We start from the raw sequence: 18,707 nt of genomic DNA, 5'->3' as shown, positions 1-18,707 counted from the left end.
ACCGGGCACACAGGGCACGCCGGCCGCCAGCATGATCTCCTTGGCGCCTGCCTTGTTGCCCATCGCCCTGATGGAATCAGACGACGGCCCGATGAACACCAGGCCGGCATCGCGGCACGCTTGCGCAAGGTCCTCATTCTCGGCGAGAAAGCCGTAGCCGGGATGCACCGCATCGGCGCCGCTGGCTTTCGCCGCCGCGATGATCGCCTCGATCTTGAGGTAGGATTGCGACGGCAGCGCCTCGCCGATGCGGATGGCTTGGTCGGCCTCGCGCACATGCAGGGCATCGCGGTCGGCGTCGGAATAGACCGCGACCACGCCATAGCCGAGGCGGCGCGCGGTGCGCATGATCCGCAACGCGATCTCGCCGCGATTGGCGATCAGGATCTTGGAGAACGGCGTCGGCTGCATCTGCACCTTCATGGCCGCGCGACCGAGAACTGCATGCGCTGGGGATTACGCGCCTCGGCCTCGCGGCAGATCGCCAGCACTTCCGCCAGCACGCTGCGGGTATCGCGCGGATCGATCACGCCATCATCGAGCACGCGGGCGCTGGTCGAGAACACGTCCATCTGGCCGTCGAACACGCCGGTGATTTGTGCCTTCATGGCATCGATTTTTTCTCGCTCGATCGGCTTGCCGCGCCTCAGCGCAGCAGCCTCCGTGACGATCGCCATGGTTTCGGCGGCCTGTTCGCCGCCCATCACGGCGGTCCGGGCATTGGGCCAGGAGAAGCAGAAGCGCGGATGGAAGCCGCGGCCGCACATGCCGTAATTGCCGGCGCCGAACGAGGCGCCGCAATAGATCGTGATCTGCGGCACGGTGGCCGAGGTCACCGCCTGGATCATCTTGGAGCCGTGCTTGATCATGCCGGCTTCTTCATAGGCCTTGCCGACCATGTAGCCTGTCGTGTTGTTGAGATAGAGCAGCGGCGTGCGCGACTGGCAGCAGGCCTGGATGAAATGCGTCGCCTTGTTGGCGCCGGGAACGTCGAGAGGGCCGTTGTTGGTGATGATACCGATCGCATGGCCCTCGATGCGGGCGTGGCCGCACACCGTGGCGGGGCCGTAATTGGCACCGAATTCGGTGAAATCGGAATCGTCGATGAAGCGCGCGATGGCCTGGCGCATATCGACCGGCCGCTTGTGGTCCATCGGCATGATGCCGAGCAGTTCTTCGGGATCATGGCGTGGCGGACGGTGCGAAGCCTTGTCCGCTTCCGGACGGTCCCACTGCAGATTGCCCATGATGTCGCGCGCGATCCGCAGCGCATCGCGGTCGTCTTCGGCGAGGTAATCGCCGAGCCCGGAAATGCTGGTGTGCATTTCGGCGCCGCCGAGTTCTTCCTCGGTGGCGATTTCCCCGGTCGCGGCCTTCAGCAGCGGCGGCCCGGCCAGGAACGCGCGGGTGCGTCCGCGCACCATCACGATGTAGTCGGATAGTCCCGTCTGGTAGGCGCCTCCGGCCGTCGAGGAGCCGTGCGTCACCGTCACCACCGGCAGGCCTGCCGCCGACAGCCGCGCCAGATTGCGGAAAATGTTGCCGCCGCGGATAAAGTCCTCGACACGGTAGCGCAGCAAATTAGCGCCGGCGCTTTCGACCAGCTGCACGTAGGGCAGCTTGTTTTCCAGCGCCATCTCCTGCACCCGCAGCGTCTTGTCGAGGCCATAGGGCTGCAGCGCTCCGGCATCGATGCCGGAATCATTGGCCGAGACCATGCAGCGGATGCCGGCGACGAAGCCGATGCCGGCGATCAGCCCGCCGCCGGGAACGCTCCTGTCGGCGTCTGGTACGTCGAACATGTAGCCGGCCAGCGTCGACAGCTCGATGAACGGCGTGCCGGGATCGAGCACGAGCGCCACCCGCTCGCGCGGCAGCAACTGCCCGCGCTTGTGAAACCGGTCCTTGGCGCCGGCCGAAGCCGCGCGCGCCCGCTCTTCGAGGCCGCGCATCCGCGCAATCAGCGCCAGCATGCCGTCGCGGTTGGCCGTGTAGGCAGCACTCCCCGCAGCAATGGTCGATTCAATGATGGCCATGGATTCTCCTGCTCATCGGCCCGGGATGCGCCCCGGAATGACGAGTTGATGCGTCACCGGTGTCCAGCTTCAATTCGCCTTCTTCCCCAGCCCGAGGCTTTCGACCACTTTCCGCTCGGACTCGATCTGCTCGGTGACGAATTTCCGGTAGTCCTCGGTGCTCTTGTAGTTGGCCACCATGTCGTACTTGGCCAGGTTTTCGAGCAACGCGGGCTCTTCGATCGCCTTCTTGAAGGCGTCGTGCAGCTTGGCGACCACTTTCGGATCCATCCCCTTGGGACCGGCGATGCCGAATGGCGAGTCGAATACGAAGGGGTAGCCGAGTTCCTTCATGGTCGGCACGTCGGGCCAGTTCTTCGACCGTTGCGCGGTCCAGATCATCAGCAGGCGCAGCTTGCCGGCATCTACCAGCGCTTTCCACCCGGTGCCGTCGGCCTGCAACATCGTGTGATTGCCGAGTACGGCCGCGTTGGACTCGGCGTTACCCTTGAAGGGCACCTGGGTAAACTTGACGCCGGACTTTGCGGCGATTTGCTCCATGCCGATGTGCAGCGACGTCGCCGCACCCGGCGTGGCGTAAGTGACCTTGCCAGGATTGGCCTTGGCGTAATCGATCACGTCCTGCCATTTCTTGAATGGCGTATCGACATTAGTGGTGACACCGAAAGTGTAGCCGGTGAGGTGAACGATGTAGCTGAAATCCTTTTCCGCATCCCACGACGCCTGCTGCATCAGCGGCAGCCGGAACACCGTAATCGGGATCTGCGAGATGGTGTAACCGTCCGGCTTGGCGGAGGCGGCCATCGTCGCCGGGCCAATCGCGCCGCTGCCGCCGGGCTTGTTGTCGATCACGATCGGCTGGCCGAGATGCCTGGCGGCCGCCTCGGCGATGGCGCGCATCGCGATATCGGTGGCGCCGCCGGGAGGCCATGGAACGATCAGCGTGACGGGTTTTGAGGGATAGTCCTGGGCCATGGCGGCCGGGGCCATCGACAATATGCTGGCCGCGGCAAGGATCAGCGCGGTGAACGACAGCCGCAACTGGTGGCAGTTCGCTCTCATGATGCCCTCCTGTTTCTGGTTAAAGCAGATCTAGCGCCCAATTCCGAAAATCTGGCGCGCCTCGGCCGGGCTCGCGACCGCGCGGCCGGCATTGCGCGCGCAAGTCGCGATGCTCTCGATCAACTGGCCGTTCGATGTCACCTTGGCGCCGTCGGGCTGATAGAAGGTATCTTCCAGACCGGTGCGCAGATGACCGCCGAGATCGGCGCAGCGCTGATGCAGCGGCCAGATTTCCGCGCGCCCGATCGCGGTGACCTGCCAGTTCGCTTCCGGCAGTTTCAGCTTCAGCAGGATCGGCAGCAATTCCGGATCGGCTGGCATGCCGGAGGCAACGCCCATGACGAAATTATACTCCAGCGGTCCTGAATACATCCCGGTCTGCCGGTACATTCCGACACAGCGCACGATGCCGACGTCGAAACATTCGAATTCGGGAATCGTGTTCGCGACCTTCATGACGTCGAGATAGTCCTGCACCTTCTCGACCGCGTTATCGAACATCATCGGCGGCCAGGCCCAGGTGTTGTCGACCTTTACCTTGAGATAATTCAGCGAGCCGGCATTGCAGGCCGCCATTTCAGGCCTGGTTTCGCGCACGCAATCGAGCGCGCCCTGATAATTGGGTCCTGAGGTTCCCGTGGTGTGGTTGATGATGACGCCGGGGCAGGCCTCGCGGATCGCCTGCTGGATCTCGCGCGACACGGCGACTTCCCATGACGGCAGGTGTCCCTTGCCCGGCCCCTGCTGGCGCAAATGGATATGCATCACGCTGGCGCCGGCGTCGAACGCGGCTTTGGCCTCGCGCGCCATCTGCTCCGGGGTGACCGGAACGTGATGCTGCTTCGGGTCGGTCAGCACGCCGTTCAGCGCGCAGGTGATGACAGCCTTGTCGCTCATGAATCAACCCCTGGATCAGCCATCGATCGGTTCAGCCCGCGACGCAGGCGCGCATGCCGTGTATTCGCGGCGGATCATGCGGCCCGCGGCACCCGGCTTCTTGCGTCAACGCGCTATCGCTGGTTCCGATCGCGTCAGGCCCGCCCCTGACGCAATCCGGCGGCGGGCATGCCGGCTTCGCTGCGGTAGATCGCGAGGTCCCGCGAGCCCGAGAAAATCGCGCGGGGCTTCAATCCATAGAACCGGCGGATCGAGTGGCTGAAATGGGTGGAGTCGGGATAGCCGATGTCCTGCGCCAGATGCGCGAGGTTGAGGTCCTGATTGGCGAAGTGCAGCAGATGCCGCGCGCGTTTCCATGCCCGGAACGCCCGGAACGAGATTCCGGTTTCCTGCTTGAACAGATGCAGGAAACGCGACGAGGAAAGTCCGGCCTCCGCGGCACAGCTTGCCGCCGTCACCGGCTCGCCGCAGAACCGGCCGATCTGCGCAATCGATTTGATGACGCGCGGATCGAGCGAACGTGGCGGCAGCGCCTCGCCGAAGCACATGGTGTCAAATTCGGCATTGCCGATGTCGTCGCCATGCTGCCGCTGTTGCAACGCGCGATAGGCCGCGCGGATGCGTTGCGCAAAGCACGGTGCGTCGGCTCCTGAAAGCCGCGCCGCCAACTCTGCAAAGGCGCCGTCGCGAACGCTTTCCGGCTCGATGACGAGGCAGATCGCGGAGCGGTAATCGCTGGCAATGGTGTGACGCACACCGGGCGCCACGATGGCCAGTTCGCCATAGCTTTCGCCACCATTGGCGGTGGTCAGCCAGAGACCCGCCTCGATCGATACATAGACATGAAACGCACCGGGACAGCGTTGCCGCGGACGGCCGAGCAAGCCGGCGTAAAACACCCGCTCCGGCGTAATCAGCATGAGATGGCCGGATTCCCGGCGCGCGCTGTCATTCATTTCCATCCCCTCCCGGGAGCGAGGTCTGCTTCTTGCCGCGTGAAGGCGGGCTCTCTGGCGGAGCAGGCGGCAGAATACAGAAATCGCGGCCAATGTCACCGCGATAAAGTTCGGGAAATGCTCAGGATTTGGCCGGTATCGGGGGAGCGCGGTGAACCCTCAGGAGCGCCGCGCGACCTTTTGCTGATCGCCGGCCAGCGTTTCGGCGGCGACCGCCCGCTGGTAGCCATCGCGCGCCTGCAGGCGCTGCCAATAGGCCGCTACATTGGGCCCGAAATCCTTCGATAGTCCGATGTTTTCCGCCAGCCGCAGCGCGTAGCCGATCGCGATATCGGCTGCCGTAAACCGGCCGGCGACCAGCGTCTCCGCATTCCCGGTGGCGGCCTCGACCGCCCGCAGGCGTCCCAAAAACCACTTGGCATAGTCGCCGGCCACCTGCGGATTGCGCCGTTCTTCGGGCTCGAGCTGGGCGTAGCGCAGCACCAGCGTCTGCGGAAAGGTCAGCGTCGCGTCACTGAAGTACATCCAGTTCAGGAACGCGCCATAGGCCGGCTCGTCGACCCCGACCACCAGCGGCGTCGGCCCGTGCCGCGTGCCGAGATAGTGACAGATGCCGGTGGACTCCGTCATTCTGGTGTCGCCGTCGATCATGAACGGAATGGTGCCGAGCGGATTGATCGCGAGATATTCCTTGGCAAATACCCGCGGCGGGAACGGCAGCATTTTCAGCTCATAGGGCAGGCCCATCTCTTCCAGCATCCACACCGGCCGGAACGACCGCGCGGCGTGGCAATGATAAAGCGTGATCATCCGGCGTTTCCTTTTGATTGATTCAGCACAGTTTGGAACGCCGACGCCCCGATCGCAACGATATCTTTTGACTTGGGACCGCCGCGGCCAGAGAATTGCCCCTCGATGATGCTGCCGAACCGGACATGGCCCTGGCCGTCCCAGCGCGCGCTCTCGTTGCATGCAGTCTCGACAAGATCCGCGCCAGCATCTTGCGTTTACGCGCCGATCAGCTAGTCGACACAAGACGGTGCGCTGGCAAGGCGCAATCTCACCGCAACGAGCAAAGGCCAGGCCGATGGATTTTGAACATAGTCCGAAAGCGATCGAGCTTCAGGGAAGACTGTCGGCTTTCATGGATAGAGAAGTCTATCCCGTCGAACATCTCTACAAGGAGCAGGTCGAGAACGGCCATCGCCATCACCGGCCGCCTATCCTGGAAGACCTCAAGCGCCGCGCCCACGCCGAGGGGCTGTGGAATCTATTCCTGCCCGGCGACCACGGCCCGGGCATCAGCAATCTCGACTATGCGCCGCTGGCCGAAATCATGGGGCGGGTGTCGTGGGCGTCGGAAATCTTCAATTGCTCGGCGCCCGATACCGGCAACATGGAAGTGCTCACGCTGTACGGCTCCCCGGAGCAGAAGAAGCGCTGGCTCGAGCCGCTGCTGGCGGGCGAGATCCGCTCGGCCTTCTCGATGACCGAACCCGAAGTGGCCTCCAGCGACGCCACCAACATCCAGTGCAGCATCCGCCGCGACGGCGGAGACTACGTCATCAACGGCCGCAAATGGTTCACCTCGGGCGCGATGAGCGAGGATTGCAGGATCCTGATCGTGATGGGCAAGACCGATCCCGATAATCCCAACAAGCATCTGCAACAGTCGATGGTGCTGGTGCCCCGGGACACGCCGGGCGTTCGCATCGTGCGCGACATGCGCGTGTTCGGCTATGACGAGGCGCCGGTCGGCCATCCCGAGATCGTCTACGACAATGTCCGGGTGCCCGCGGAAAACATCCTGCTCGGCGAGGGCCGCGGTTTCGAAATCGCGCAGGGCCGGCTTGGTCCGGGCCGTATCCATCACTGCATGCGGCTGATCGGCTGCGCGCAGCGCGCGCTGGAACTGATGTGCGCCCGCGCGCAATCCCGGATTGCCTTCGGCAAGGCGCTCGGCGAACAGGGCTCGGTACGCGAGGACATCGCAAACTCCTGGTGCGAGATCGAGCAGGCGCGGCTGTTGACGCTGCGCGCCGCGGAAAAGATGGACCGCGAGGGCAACAAGTCCGCGCGCGACATGATCGCCGCCGCAAAAGTCGTGGTGCCGAGCATGGCCGCCCGCGTCATCGACCGCGCCATCCAGATTCACGGCGCCGCCGGCGTTTCGCAGGACACTTTTCTGGCCGAAGCCTATATGTACGCCCGCTTCATGAGGCTCGGCGACGGGCCGGACCAAGTGCATCTGGCGCAGCTCGGACGGGGGTTGTTGAAGCGATATGGGACGGCGGGGTGATGGTGGTGATGCCTTGCTGCCAAAATATCGAAAACAACCCCATGAACAGAAGGGCTAGATTGGCTGCACCCGTCCCCGTACAACATATAGTATAGCTTCGTCGCTATTGCTCCCGCAATAACGCGGAAGCCATCAGCGCTTCATCACAGCAGGTGTCATCGCATGGGTTGACCGGGCGACGACAAGTGCACTGTTACGCATTGCCATGCTTGCGCAACTCCAACCGGGCGATCTGGTTGCGGTGCACCTCATCGGGTCCATCGGCCAGACGCAACAGCCGCGCCGTCGCATAGGCCGCGGCCAGCCCAAAGTCATTGCTGGTGCCGCCGCCGCCATGGGCCTGGATCGTCCAGTCGATCACCTGGCACGCCATGTTCGGCACCGCGACCTTGATCATGGCGATTTCGGCCTTGGCCTCGCGGTTGCCGACGGTGTCCATCATGTGCGCGGCATGCAGCGTCAGCAGCCGCGACTGCTCGATCATGATGCGGGATTCGGCGATGCGCTCCTGCGTCACCGTCTGCTCCGACACCGGCCTGCCAAAGGCGACGCGGCTACGCGTGCGCGCACACATTTTTTCCAGCGTGCGTTCGGCCAATCCGATCAGCCGCATGCAGTGATGGATGCGGCCGGGGCCGAGCCGGCCCTGCGCGATCTCGAATCCGCGGCCCTCGCCGAGCAGCATGTTGGTGGCGGGCACCCGGACATTGTCGAACACCACTTCCGAGGCGCGGTCGGGCACGCCGTAGAAGCCGAACACCGGGATCGGCCGCAACACCTTGACGCCCGGCGTGTCCATCGGCACCAGGATCATCGACTGCTGGCGATGCCGGTCCGGATTATCCGGATCGGTCTTGCCCATGAAGATGCAGATCCTGCAGCGCGGGTCGGTGGCGTTGGTGGTGTACCATTTGCGGCCGTTGATGACGTAATCGTCGCCGTCGCGCACGATCGAGCTTTCGATGTTGGTGGCGTCGCTGGAGGCCACGGCCGGCTCGGTCATCGCAAAACAGGAGCGGATTTCACCGGCCAGCAGCGGCTTCAGCCACTTCTCCTGATGCTCACGGGTGCCATAGCGCGCCAGCACTTCCATGTTGCCGGTGTCGGGCGCCGAACAGTTGAACAGTTCGGGCGCCAGATGCGACCGCCCCATCACCTCGCACAGCGGCGCATATTCGAGATTGGTAAGGCCCGCGCCGTGCTCGCTCTGCGGCAGGAACAGATTCCAGAGACCCCCCTCCCTGGCCTTCGGCTTCAGCTCCTCAACCACGGGATAGACTTTCCAGGGACCGAGTTCTTCGGCTTCCTTGTAGAACCGCACTTCGTTCGGATAGACGTGGCGGTCCATGAACGACCGCACGCGATGCTTCAGTTCGCCGACTTTCTGGCTCTGCTCATAGAACATGGTTGCTCCCATTCATGGCTCGGGGATCTCTTACCCTCCCCTGGAGGGGGAGGGTAAGAAAGCTCCCTATTTCTTCGCGCCGGGCAGCGTGCCCATCATCTTGCACAGCACCGACAGCATCACCTCGTCGGCGCCGCCGCCGATCGAGGTCAGCCTGGAGTCGCGATAGGCGCGGCTGACATGCGTCTCGTTCATGAAGCCCATGCCGCCCCAGAATTGCAGGCAGGCATCGGTCAACTCACGCCCAAGCCGTCCGGCCTTCAGTTTCGCCATGGTCGCCAGGCGCGTGACGTCCTCGCCGGCCACCAGCGCCTCGGCGGCGCGGTAGATCAGCGCGCGCAGCAGCTCGACCTCGGTTTGCAGTTCCGCCAGCTTGAAGTGGACGATCTGATTGTCGAGGATGCTCTGGCCGAACGCCTTGCGGTTGCGGGTGTATTCGATGGTCTCGGCGATGATATATTCGTGCGCCTTGAGGCAGGCCGCCGCGCCCCACAGCCGCTCCTCCTGGAACTGGACCATCTGGTAGGTAAAGCCCATGCCTTCCTCGCCGATCCGGTTGCGCTTCGGCACCCGCACCTCGTCGAAGAAGATCTGCGCGGTGTCGGACGAGCGCATCCCCATCTTGTCAAGTTTGCGCGCGACCTCGACGCCCTTGCTCTTCATCGGCACGCAGATCAGCGACTTGTTGCGATGCACCGGACCATCGCCGGTGTTGGCGAGCAGGCAGATCCAGTCGGCCTTGACGCCGTTGGTGATCCACATCTTGCCGCCATTGATGACGTAGTCGTCGCCATCGGAACGCGCGCTGGTCTTGATCGAGGCGACATCGGAGCCCGCGCCCGGCTCCGACACGCCGATACACGCGACCGCGTCGCCCGATATCGCGGGCGCCAGAAACTCGCGGCGCACTTCATCCGATCCGAACCGCGCCAGCGCCGGTGTCGCCATGTCGGTCTGCACCCCGATCGCCATCGGCACCCCGCCGCAATGAATCGCGCCGAGCTCTTCCGCCATCATCAGCGCATAGCTGTAATCCAGCCCCTGGCCGCCGAACTCGACGGGCTTGTTGAGGCCGAGAAAGCCGAGGCCGCCGAGCTTCTTGAACAGCTCGTGCGAGGGGAACTGTTCGGCCTTCTCCCATTCATCGACGAAGGGATTGATTTCCGTCGCGATGAACTTTTGCAGCGTGTTGCGGGCGTCTTCGTGGTCTGCGGTGAAGAGCATGTGGTATCGGGCTCCAATTACCCTCCCCTGGAGGGGGAGGGTCGACGCGAATGAAATGAGCGGCGGGGTGGGGTGACGGTCTCTCGCCTCGAACGGTGCGCAAGTTGAGAGCCCGTCACCCCACCCCGCCCGCTGCGCGGGCGACCCACCCCCACCAGGGGAGGGTAAGCAAGATTCACAGCCCCATCTGCCTTGAGGCCAGGTCCTTCATGATCTCCTCGCTGCCGCCGCCGATGGCGTTGACCTTGACCTCGCGGTAGATGCGCTCGACCTTGATGCCGCGCATGAAGCCGGCGCCGCCGAAAATCTGCACCGCCTCGGAGGCGCAGAACGCCATGGTCTGCGTGGCCTGGTTCTTCAGCATGCAGATCTCGGCGACCGGGCTTTCGCCATGGTCGAGCCGCCACGCCAGCATTTCCAGCATCGCCTGGGACGCCGCCACCTTCTGCGCCATGTCGACCAGCTTGTGCCGGATGACCTGATGCTGCGCCAGCGGCTTGCCGAAGGTGTGGCGCTGCTTGGCATAGGCCGTCGCCTCGTCGAGGCAGACCCGCGCCGCCGCGGTGCAGCCGGCCGCCATGGTCAGCCGCTCGCTGTTGAAATTATGCATGATGATCTTGAAACCCGCGCCCTCCTCGCCGAGCAGATTGCCTGCGGGAACGCGGCAATCATCGAAATGCAGCGTCGCGGTGTCCGAGGCCCACCAGCCCATCTTCTTGAGGGAAGTGCGTGACAGGCCGGGCGTGTCGCCCTCGATCACCAAGAGACTGACGCCGCCGGGTCCGGCACCGCCGGTGCGCACCGCCGTGGTGATGTAATCCGCCCGCATGCCCGAGGTGATAAACGTCTTCTCGCCGTTGACGACATAATGGTCGCCATCGCGCCGCGCCGAGGTGCGCAAATTCGCGACGTCGGAGCCGCCGCTCGGCTCGGTGATCGCCAGCGCCGAGATTTTCTTGCCCGACAGGATTTCCGGCAGCACCCGCGCCTTGAATTCAGGCGTGCCGGCCCGCGCGATCGGCGGCGCGCCGATCGAGTTGCTCTTCAGGCTGGCGGAAACCCCGCCGGCGCCGGCCCGCGCCAGTTCCTGCACCGCGACGATCCACATGAAATTGTCGACCTCGGTGCCGCCATACTGCTCGGGAAAGCCGAGGCCGAGCAGCCCGATGGCGGCAGCCTTTTCATAGAGTTCGCGCGGAAACCCGCCCGCCTCGTCCCATTCATGGGCGAATGGCTCGATTTCCTTCTCGACGAAGCGGCGCACCACGTCGCGATAGGCTTCGTGTTCGGCGGTGTAGAATGGGCTCGCCATCCGTTTCGCTCCCGTGATTCTGTTGGGGCGCAGGATGCGCCGGAAACGGCCGCGCCAACTTGCGTCGAGTAGCTGGCTGACCGCCGTCCGGCGCACCCCGACGCTGGTGTTGAAAACGAAATCTTTCATCCGTCGTTCCTGCGAACGCAGGGACCCATACACCGCGGCCCATCGGGGAAAAGCAGGTATGAGATACCTTCTGCAACAACAGACGACCGGGATTATGGGTCCCTGCGTTCGCAGGGACGACGTTTAGAGAGCGGTGGCCACACCCTACCCCAGCCACTCGACGCAAGACAATATTCCGGTACGCTCGCCAACTGAACGTCACGCGGCGCCAGACCGCGATACCCCTGGAGGAAGCCTTGCCGGTTCGCCATTACGACTGGATCGCCCATTTCGGCCGCCGCACGCCGGACAAGCCGGCGGTGGTCGATCTCGGCAGCGGGCGCGAGTTCAGTTACGCGCAATTCGACAGCCGGATCTCGCGGCTGGCCGCGCATCTGCGTGACCGGCTCAAGGTCAACCGCGGCGACCGGGTAGCGGTGCTGGCGCTGAATACGACCGATACGCTGGAGGTGCAGTTCGCATGCGGGCGGATCGGCGCGGTGTTCCTGCCGCTCAACACCCGGCTCACCGTGCCCGAGCTGCACTACATCGTCGGCGACGCCGCACCCGTGCTGATGATCCACGATTCCGAACTGTCCGAGGTCGCGCTGTCGGTCGCCGGGCTGTGCAACGTCGCGTCCACCCTGCTGCTGGGACCCGGCGGTTCCTACGAAGCCGCGATCGCGGCGGCACCGCCGCTCGACCGGACCGAAATCGTCACGCTCGATGACATGTCCACGATCATGTACACCTCGGGCACCACGGGCCAGCCCAAGGGCGCCATCATCACCCACGGCATGACGTTCTGGAATTGCGTCAATCTCGGCGGCCCCGCCTACATCTCGCCAGCGACGGTACTGCTCACCGTGCTGCCGTTGTTTCACACCGGAGGGCTCAACTGCTACACCAATCCGGTGCTGCATGCCGGCGGCACCGTGCTGATCATGCGCGCGTTCGATCCGGGCGCGGCGCTGCAGCTGATCAGCGATCCCGCGCGCGGCATCAACCAGTTCTTCGGCGTGCCCTCGATCTACCAGTTCATGGCGCAGCATCCTTCGTTCGCCGGAGCGGATTTCAGCCGCCTCGTGATCGGCGGCGTCGGCGGCGCGCCGATGCCGGTGCCGCTATTGAAAGTGTGGGAGGGACGCGGCGTAGCACTGCAGCAGGGCTATGGCATGACCGAGACCAGCCCCGCGGTGCTGACGCTCGACAAGGAGGACGCGGCGCGCAAGGCCGGCTCGTCTGGCAAGCCGGTGCTGCACACCGAAGTGCGGATTGTCCGGCCCGACGGGGCAGATGCCGGCGTCGGCGAACTCGGCGAATTATGGGTGAAGGGGCCGAACATCACGCCGGGCTACTGGAACCGGCCGGACGCCAACAAATCGTCGTTCACCGACGGCTGGCTGCACACCGGCGACGCCGCCAGAATCGACGATGAAGGATTCTACTACATCGTCGACCGCTGGAAGGACATGTACATTTCCGGTGGCGAGAACGTCTATCCGGCCGAGGTCGAGAACGTGCTGCACCAGCTCGCCGCGATCGCCGAGGCCGCCGTGATCGGTATTCCCAGCGAGCAATGGGGCGAGACCGGGATGGCGATCGTCGCGGTCAAGCCCGGCCACAGCATTACCGAGGCGGAGATCCACGCTCATTGCGAGGCCAATCTGGCGCGCTTCAAGCGACCGCGGCTGATAAAATTCATCGCCGCACTGCCGCGCAATGCCACCGGCAAGATCCACAAGCCGACCTTGCGGAAGGATTTTGGCGCGGAGAAGGTAACGGACAAGGCCGCCGTCTCTTACCCTCCCCTGGAGGGGAAGGGTCGACGCGAATGAAATGAGCGGCGGGGTGGGGTGACGGTCTCTCACCTGAAGCGGTGCCCAAGTTGAAAGATCACCCCACCCCGTCTCGCATTTCACTGCGCTCAATGCGAGCCGACCCTCCCCCTCCAGGGGAGGGTGAAGACCGGAGCAAACTCAATCATACACGAACGTCGCCTCGTCGAGGTCGATCGCCGGAAACTGGTCCTTCTCGGCCCAGTAGTCCTGGCTGTGCTGCCATTCCGGTGTGTCGCCGCGCTTCGGCAACAAATGCATGTCGCGCATCAGATAGCCCGGATTGAAATTCTCCGGATCGATCCAGGCATGCAGCGGCATGTTGCCTTCCTGCGGCCGCAGCGCAGTCACGACTTTCCTCGCGCCCTTCGCCTTCATATGGGCGAGCAAGCGGCAAACGAAGTCGGCCACCAGATCGGTGCGCAGCGTCCAGCTGGCGCGGAAATATCCGAACACCCAGGCCATGTTCGGGATGCCGGTGAACATCATGCCGCGATAGGTGACGGTATCGGCGAAATCGAGCGACTTGCCGTCGATCTCGAAGGCGATGTCGCCGAGTACATTGAGGTTGAACCCGGTCGCGGTGATGATGATGTCGGCTTTCAACGTCTCGCCGGATTTCAGCAGAATGCCGTCATTCGTGAAACGGTCGATCGCGTCGGTGACGACGGAGGCCTTGCCGCTCTTGACCGCCTCGAACAGGTCGGCATCCGGCACGAAGGCGATACGCTGCCGCCACGGCCGGTAGCTCGGGGTGAAATGCTTCTCGACGATCTCCTCGTGGCCGGGACCGAGTGCGGCGCGAATGCCGCCGAGCAATTCCTGCTTCACCTTCTCCGGCTCGGTGAACGAGCGGCGGGTGAACAGATCCTGCTCGAACAGGATCTTGCGGCGCACGATCTCGTGGATCCATTCCTCCTTGACCTGCAGCCGCCGCAACTCCTCGGCCAGCTCGATGGCGTTGCGGCCGGTGCGGAAATAGGTCGGCGAGCGCTGCAGCATGGTGACATGCTCGCACTGACCCGCGATGTTCGGGATCAGCGTCGCCGCGGTCGCACCGGAGCCGATCACGACGATCCGCTTGCCTTCGGTGCTGAGATCTTCCGGCCAGCGCTGCGGATGAACGATGCGGCCCTTGAAGTCTTCCATTCCCTTCCATTCCGGCGTGTAGCCCTCGGAATGGCGGTAATAGCCCTGACACATCCAGAGAAAATTCGCGGTGAAGGTTCGCGCCTCACCACTGCCCCGATCGACCGCCTCGATGGTCCACAGCCTGGTCTCGCTGGACCAGCTCGCCGCGTTGATGCGGTGGCGGTAGCGGATGTGTCTGGCGAGATCGTTCTCGTCGATCACCTCGCCCATATAGGCGCGGATTTCCGCGGCGGTTGCGATCGGCGGGCCGGTCCACGGCTTGAAGCTGTAGCCGAACGTGTGCAGGTCGCTGTCGGAGCGGATGCCGGGATATTTATGGGTCCACCAGGTCCCGCCAAAGGTCTCCTGCTCTTCCAGCACGACAAATGTGGTGCCCGGCAGTTGTTTGGTCAGGTGATAGGCACTGCCGACGCCAGAGATGCCGGCACCGACGATCAGGACGTCGAAATGCTCGACCGCCTGTGCGGCGGTCATCGAGCGGAGGGGCGCGGTGATGTTCATGCGTTTAAATCTTTGTTTGAACCGATGAGCCGTTGCCTGAAATTTTCTAGCCGCCAATCATCGAACAAACAAGGCGGTGGCGTCCTTGAGCTGCGTCAAACTCACAACGCAGAACCCCATTGCCGCGCGGTCTGCAGGATCCAGTCGCGGTACAGCGTCAGCGGCGTCACGCCGGTCATGCCTCCGCAGCCGGCGGCGCCGTTCGGCCCTGTCGACCAGCTGACGACGCCGACGATGACAGGGCCACCTGGCCTGTCCTCGAAAGCCGGGCCGCCGGAATCACCGGTGCAGGCGCCGAGCCCGTCGCTCGAGCCCCGGCTCACGGGATCGACGAGGCGAATTTGCAGCGTGCCGGGCTTGCCGGTAGCGATGAGACCCGCGACACGAATGGTGCCGCCGCTCTTGCCGTCACCGCGGACGGTGACGCCGATACCGGCGATGGTGAAGCGGCTGCCAGGAATGACAGGAATCTGCGGCGCGCCGACGACCGATGCAACCTTGCCCTTGAGCGGAGCATCGAGCCGCAGCAGCGCGACATCGGCGGTGGCGCGGTGCGCGGCCATCGCCTGCATGTTGAAGCCGGGATGGATCACGACGGTGCTCACGTCCTGCAGCTGCGGCTGCCGGTCCGCGCCATATTCGACGATCTTGTACGATGCCCCGGGCTGCACGCAATGCGCCGCGGTCAGCACCAGCTTTGGCGCAATCAATGCGCCGGTACAGAAGTTGCCGCGCGAGCCGACGATGGTGACGACGGAACGGCCGACACCATCGGACGACGGCGCGCCGCCACCGACGATCGCATGGGCAGGCGTCGCAAGCAGCGCCAGGCTCGCGATCATTCGCGACAGAAGCGTCATCGCAGCACCCGTCACGCGTAGAGCTCGGCATGTTCCTGGCCATAGGATGCGTAGGAATCCTTGATGCTGGCGAGGTTGAGCAACATGGTGGCGACCGGCAAATTGTCCGAAGCAAAAACTGTCGTTCGCACCCAAAGGCTTTCGGTTCGGCGGCTGCCGCTCAAGGCGACCACTTCCCGCTCGGTCTGATAGTCCTCACCCGCGAACAGCGGTCCCCGCAGCAGACGGATTTCCTGATCGGCAAACAGGCCGACCGCCGGCCCCCTGACCGGCAGGCGATCCTCCCTGGCCATGTATTGGAACAGCACGCTGAGCATCTCGATCGGAATGATCTGACGGCCCCAGGGGTTGCCGGCGTCGGCGTAGAACGGGCTCGGCTCGGTGATCACCTTGAGCTTGTCGGCGAGCGAGAACGGATAGAGTTCGCCCATGTTCTGGTCGAGATCCATCCGGACAGTCTGGCGGCCGGTTCTCATCCCGACCTTGATGTCGCGCAGGATCACCGGATCGGCCAGCGGCTTCAACTCGGTCAGGCGCTGATCTAGCGCAGTCGGAGTCTTGTCGGAACCGACGGAGGCCGTGCCGCGCAGCACCTCAGTGCCGTCACGCTTCACCATCTGGATCGCGCATTGCCTCGCGCCCGCGGCTGGCCTGGCCATGATGGCTTGCACCTCCTCGCCCGCGAAGGATGGGTTGCGGTAATGCGCGGAGATGCATCCGGTCTCGAACCACGCATCGCCCCATACGCTGGCGCAGAGCGGCGCGAACTGGCTGAAATGCGTCGGCCCTTCGATGGTGCCGCCCTGAAATCCCAGTTTCTGCGCCGTCGCATCGTCATGGATCGAGGCATGGGAATCATAGACCTGCGTGTGCAGCATCTGATGCGGCCGGCGCCACGGCCCGGCGATGGCCTCGGAGGTCTCCGCAATGGCGGTGTCAAAGGCTTTCATGTGGTTCCTCGCGAGCGGACAGCGGCGGCAACTTACAGGAAGGCGCGCGCGGCTCCAAATTGCACGAGGCGGCCACACCGCCGACGGGCTGGCCCTCGCCCGGACACCGTGTTAGCCGTTTTCCAGGTGGCATTCGCACAGGCGGGGAATGATGATAGAGGCAGTAATCTGGGATTTCGGCGGCGTGCTCACCACCTCGCCGTTCGAGGCGTTTGCGCGTTTCGAGACCGAGCGCGGGCTGCCCGCCGATATCATCCGGCGCACCAACGCAGCCAACCATCTCGAAAACGCCTGGGCGAAATTCGAGCGTGCCGAAGTGGACATCGAAACCTTCGACAAATTGTTCGCCGCGGAATCGGAGGCGCTGGGCGCGGAGGTTCGCGGCCGCGAGGTATTGCCGCTGCTGTCGGGCGATCTGCGTCCTGAAATGGTCGAAGCGCTGACGCGGGTGAAGGCCCGGTTCAGGACCGGCTGCATCACCAACAATCTGCCCGCCAATGCCATCGGCAGCCACAGCGGCCGCTCGCTCTATGTCGCCGAGGTAATGGCGCTGTTCGATCACATCATCGAGTCCGCGAAAATCGGCCTGCGCAAGCCCGATCCCCGCATCTATCGGCTGATGGTGGAAAAGCTCGGCGTCGATCCCAGGCGATGCGTCTATCTCGATGATCTCGGCGTCAACCTCAAACCGGCGCGCGACATGGGCATGACCACGATCAAGGTCGTCAATGTGCCGCAGGCCATCATCGAACTCGAAGCGGCGACCGGGTTGGTACTGCGATGAGCCCTTGCGCGCCTGCGCGGGCCGGTGTTGAACCCATGCTGGCCGTCACCGCAGCGCGGCGGCGATGTTGCCGCCATCGACGGTGGTGACGTCGGCCGTGGTCTTCAGCGCCAGCGCCTGCGCCAGGAAGGCCTGCGCGACATCCTCGGCGGCCACTTCGCGGCCGAGCAGATTGCCGCGCATATAGGCTTGCTCGCTCATACCCCGAAGCCTGGAGCGCGACGCGATCATCTCTTCGGTCAACAGCCCGGAGCGAATCCGGTCGGCATTGACGGCATTGGCGCGAATGCCCTCATTGCCGTAGTCGAGCGCGTATTGCCGCACCAGAAACAAGGTCGCCGCCTTCGGCAACCCATAGGGGCCGAAATCGGGACCGGGATTGACGGCCTGCTTGGACACATTGAACAGCAGGCAGCCGCCCGTGCCCTGCGCCCGCATGATTCTGACTGCGGCCTGCGCCACGCGCTGGTGGCCGTAGAAATTCAATTCAAAACTCTCGCGCAGCACCGCCTCGTCGACCTCGCCGATCCGCCCCTGCCAGGCCGCGCCGGCATTCGAGATGGATATGTCGACCCCGCCGAACACGCAGGCGACTTGCGCAAATGCCTCCCGCACCGATGCGGCGTCGGTGACGTCGCACCTGATCCCAAGCGCGGCGCCGCCGATCGCCCTGGCCTTCGCCTGGGCGGCAGCCTCGTCGACATCGAGCAAGGCAACTTCGGCGCCGGCCGCCGCAAACGCTTTTGCCGTTGCAAACCCGATGGCGCCCGCAGCGCCGGTGATGGCGACAACCTGCCCTGCCAGCGGCAACTCCCTGGCGCCGCCCAGCTTCGCCTGCTCCAGCGACCAGTATTCGACGTCGAACAGATCGGCTTCCGGCAGCGGCTCGAAACGGCCGACCGCTTCCGCGTCGGTGATGGTGGCAATCGCGGCCTCGGCCAGATCAGCGGCGACGCGCGCGTCCTTCTTGCTGCGCCCGAGGCCGAACAGGCCGACGCCCGGCACCAGCACCACGCGGGGCGAGGGATCGAGCATGGACTTGATCCCGCCGACGCGGGCGTTGTTGCGGGCAAAGTAGTCCTTGTAGGTTGCGCCATAGGCCGCGACCGCATTGCGGACCACTTTTCCAAAGCCGGCGAGGTCGCCGGCTTCGGGCGCGGCGACCACGAGCGGCTTGTTCTTGATGCGAATGTTGTGATCCGGTGTCACCACGCCGGCCTGGCCATAGCGCGCCACTTCCGTGCCGTTGACGAAATTCATCACGGCGTCGCCACCGCGAAAATCCAGCACAAAGCGCTTCCATGCGCCGTCGCTCTTGCCGTC

Annotated in this window: 16 protein-coding genes; 3 read left to right on the top strand and 13 right to left on the bottom strand. The window is 64.3% G+C overall.

Annotated elements, in window-relative coordinates; all coding sequences use genetic code 11:
• From Q8N40_RS22430 to Q8N40_RS22405, 6 genes are all read right to left on the bottom strand, one after another.
• Nucleotides 1–411 (bottom strand): biotin carboxylase N-terminal domain-containing protein (locus tag Q8N40_RS22430; RefSeq protein ID WP_305713360.1); only part of this gene is annotated, 411 nt, incomplete at its 3' end.
• A gap of 8 nt (nucleotides 412–419) precedes the next feature.
• Nucleotides 420–2,036 carry an acyl-CoA carboxylase subunit beta gene (locus Q8N40_RS22425; protein WP_305713357.1) on the bottom strand — a complete coding sequence of 539 codons (1,617 nt, stop codon included), beginning with the start codon at nucleotides 2,034–2,036 and terminating at the stop codon, nucleotides 420–422.
• 69 nt (nucleotides 2,037–2,105) lie between these two features.
• Nucleotides 2,106–3,026 carry a tripartite tricarboxylate transporter substrate binding protein gene (locus Q8N40_RS22420; RefSeq protein ID WP_305713359.1) on the bottom strand — a complete coding sequence of 307 codons (921 nt, stop codon included), beginning with the start codon at nucleotides 3,024–3,026 and terminating at the stop codon, nucleotides 2,106–2,108.
• Nucleotides 3,027–3,128: 102 nt separating this feature from the next.
• Nucleotides 3,129–3,995, bottom strand: coding sequence for a 3-keto-5-aminohexanoate cleavage protein (locus Q8N40_RS22415; protein ID WP_305713356.1), 867 nt, complete (start codon nucleotides 3,993–3,995; stop codon nucleotides 3,129–3,131).
• A gap of 134 nt (nucleotides 3,996–4,129) precedes the next feature.
• Entirely contained in the window at nucleotides 4,130–4,951 is an 822-nt protein-coding gene (locus tag Q8N40_RS22410) for an AraC family transcriptional regulator (RefSeq protein ID WP_305713355.1), read from the bottom strand.
• A 159-nt stretch (nucleotides 4,952–5,110) separates the two neighbouring features.
• Nucleotides 5,111–5,761: a glutathione S-transferase family protein gene (locus Q8N40_RS22405; protein ID WP_305318316.1), complete on the bottom strand. Its 651-nt coding sequence runs from the start codon at nucleotides 5,759–5,761 to the stop codon at nucleotides 5,111–5,113.
• A 277-nt stretch (nucleotides 5,762–6,038) separates the two neighbouring features.
• Here Q8N40_RS22405 and Q8N40_RS22400 point away from each other — a divergent pair, with 277 nt between their 5' ends.
• Nucleotides 6,039–7,250 carry an acyl-CoA dehydrogenase family protein gene (locus Q8N40_RS22400; protein WP_305713354.1) on the top strand — a complete coding sequence of 404 codons (1,212 nt, stop codon included), beginning with the start codon at nucleotides 6,039–6,041 and terminating at the stop codon, nucleotides 7,248–7,250.
• 193 nt (nucleotides 7,251–7,443) lie between these two features.
• Here Q8N40_RS22400 and Q8N40_RS22395 read toward each other — a convergent pair whose 3' ends face one another.
• The 3 genes from Q8N40_RS22395 to Q8N40_RS22385 all read right to left on the bottom strand — a co-directional run bounded on the left by Q8N40_RS22395 (nucleotide 7,444) and on the right by Q8N40_RS22385 (nucleotide 11,191).
• Complete coding sequence (locus Q8N40_RS22395) at nucleotides 7,444–8,655, bottom strand: acyl-CoA dehydrogenase family protein (protein ID WP_305713353.1); 1,212 nt, start codon at nucleotides 8,653–8,655, stop codon at nucleotides 7,444–7,446.
• Between the two features lie 66 nt (nucleotides 8,656–8,721).
• Entirely contained in the window at nucleotides 8,722–9,879 is a 1,158-nt protein-coding gene (locus Q8N40_RS22390) for an acyl-CoA dehydrogenase family protein (RefSeq protein WP_305713352.1), read from the bottom strand.
• 175 nt (nucleotides 9,880–10,054) lie between these two features.
• Nucleotides 10,055–11,191 (bottom strand): acyl-CoA dehydrogenase family protein, encoded by a 1,137-nt coding sequence (locus Q8N40_RS22385; protein WP_305713358.1) that lies wholly within the window; start codon nucleotides 11,189–11,191, stop codon nucleotides 10,055–10,057.
• A gap of 365 nt (nucleotides 11,192–11,556) precedes the next feature.
• Between Q8N40_RS22385 and Q8N40_RS22380 the strand changes: the two genes are divergently transcribed.
• Entirely contained in the window at nucleotides 11,557–13,137 is a 1,581-nt protein-coding gene (locus tag Q8N40_RS22380; protein WP_305713351.1) for a long-chain fatty acid--CoA ligase, read from the top strand.
• 141 nt (nucleotides 13,138–13,278) lie between these two features.
• On the opposite strand, the gene Q8N40_RS22375 is transcribed toward Q8N40_RS22380, so the two are convergent.
• The 3 genes from Q8N40_RS22375 to Q8N40_RS22365 all read right to left on the bottom strand — a co-directional run bounded on the left by Q8N40_RS22375 (nucleotide 13,279) and on the right by Q8N40_RS22365 (nucleotide 16,600).
• A complete protein-coding gene (locus Q8N40_RS22375) occupies nucleotides 13,279–14,790 on the bottom strand; it encodes an NAD(P)/FAD-dependent oxidoreductase (protein WP_305713350.1) in 1,512 nt (503 codons plus the stop codon).
• A gap of 101 nt (nucleotides 14,791–14,891) precedes the next feature.
• On the bottom strand, nucleotides 14,892–15,650 hold the full coding sequence (locus tag Q8N40_RS22370) for a trypsin-like serine protease (RefSeq protein ID WP_305319353.1): 759 nt from the start codon (nucleotides 15,648–15,650) through the stop codon (nucleotides 14,892–14,894).
• An 11-nt stretch (nucleotides 15,651–15,661) separates the two neighbouring features.
• Complete coding sequence (locus Q8N40_RS22365; RefSeq protein ID WP_305713349.1) at nucleotides 15,662–16,600, bottom strand: hypothetical protein; 939 nt, start codon at nucleotides 16,598–16,600, stop codon at nucleotides 15,662–15,664.
• A 148-nt stretch (nucleotides 16,601–16,748) separates the two neighbouring features.
• Here Q8N40_RS22365 and Q8N40_RS22360 point away from each other — a divergent pair, with 148 nt between their 5' ends.
• Nucleotides 16,749–17,384 (top strand): HAD-IA family hydrolase, encoded by a 636-nt coding sequence (locus Q8N40_RS22360; protein ID WP_305713348.1) that lies wholly within the window; start codon nucleotides 16,749–16,751, stop codon nucleotides 17,382–17,384.
• A 45-nt stretch (nucleotides 17,385–17,429) separates the two neighbouring features.
• On the opposite strand, the gene Q8N40_RS22355 is transcribed toward Q8N40_RS22360, so the two are convergent.
• On the bottom strand, nucleotides 17,430–18,707 hold a 1,278-nt coding region (locus tag Q8N40_RS22355), incomplete at its 5' end, for a bifunctional aldolase/short-chain dehydrogenase (RefSeq protein ID WP_305713347.1).

The sequence above is a fragment of the Bradyrhizobium sp. genome (assembly GCF_030693485.1).
GTDB lineage: Bacteria > Pseudomonadota > Alphaproteobacteria > Rhizobiales > Xanthobacteraceae > Bradyrhizobium.
The sequence above is the reverse complement of the archived record's forward strand: the minus strand, read 5'-3'. Positions and strand labels throughout refer to the sequence as shown.

What these genes read in the sequence shown, in the direction of transcription:
- Q8N40_RS22425 (WP_305713357.1), bottom strand. Translation starts at nt 2,036, where the DNA reads ATGGCCATCATTGAATCGACCATTGCTGCGGGGAGTGCTGCCTACACG.
- Q8N40_RS22420 (WP_305713359.1), bottom strand. Translation starts at nt 3,026, where the DNA reads ATGGCCCCGGCCGCCATGGCCCAGGACTATCCCTCAAAACCCGTCACG.
- Q8N40_RS22415 (WP_305713356.1), bottom strand. Translation starts at nt 3,995, where the DNA reads ATGAGCGACAAGGCTGTCATCACCTGCGCGCTGAACGGCGTGCTGACC.
- Q8N40_RS22410 (WP_305713355.1), bottom strand. Translation starts at nt 4,951, where the DNA reads ATGAATGACAGCGCGCGCCGGGAATCCGGCCATCTCATGCTGATTACG.
- Q8N40_RS22405 (WP_305318316.1), bottom strand. Translation starts at nt 5,761, where the DNA reads ATGATCACGCTTTATCATTGCCACGCCGCGCGGTCGTTCCGGCCGGTG.
- Q8N40_RS22400 (WP_305713354.1), top strand. Translation starts at nt 6,039, where the DNA reads ATGGATTTTGAACATAGTCCGAAAGCGATCGAGCTTCAGGGAAGACTG.
- Q8N40_RS22395 (WP_305713353.1), bottom strand. Translation starts at nt 8,655, where the DNA reads ATGTTCTATGAGCAGAGCCAGAAAGTCGGCGAACTGAAGCATCGCGTG.
- Q8N40_RS22390 (WP_305713352.1), bottom strand. Translation starts at nt 9,879, where the DNA reads ATGCTCTTCACCGCAGACCACGAAGACGCCCGCAACACGCTGCAAAAG.
- Q8N40_RS22385 (WP_305713358.1), bottom strand. Translation starts at nt 11,191, where the DNA reads ATGGCGAGCCCATTCTACACCGCCGAACACGAAGCCTATCGCGACGTG.
- Q8N40_RS22375 (WP_305713350.1), bottom strand. Translation starts at nt 14,790, where the DNA reads ATGAACATCACCGCGCCCCTCCGCTCGATGACCGCCGCACAGGCGGTC.
- Q8N40_RS22370 (WP_305319353.1), bottom strand. Translation starts at nt 15,650, where the DNA reads ATGACGCTTCTGTCGCGAATGATCGCGAGCCTGGCGCTGCTTGCGACG.
- Q8N40_RS22365 (WP_305713349.1), bottom strand. Translation starts at nt 16,600, where the DNA reads ATGAAAGCCTTTGACACCGCCATTGCGGAGACCTCCGAGGCCATCGCC.
- Q8N40_RS22360 (WP_305713348.1), top strand. Translation starts at nt 16,749, where the DNA reads ATGATGATAGAGGCAGTAATCTGGGATTTCGGCGGCGTGCTCACCACC.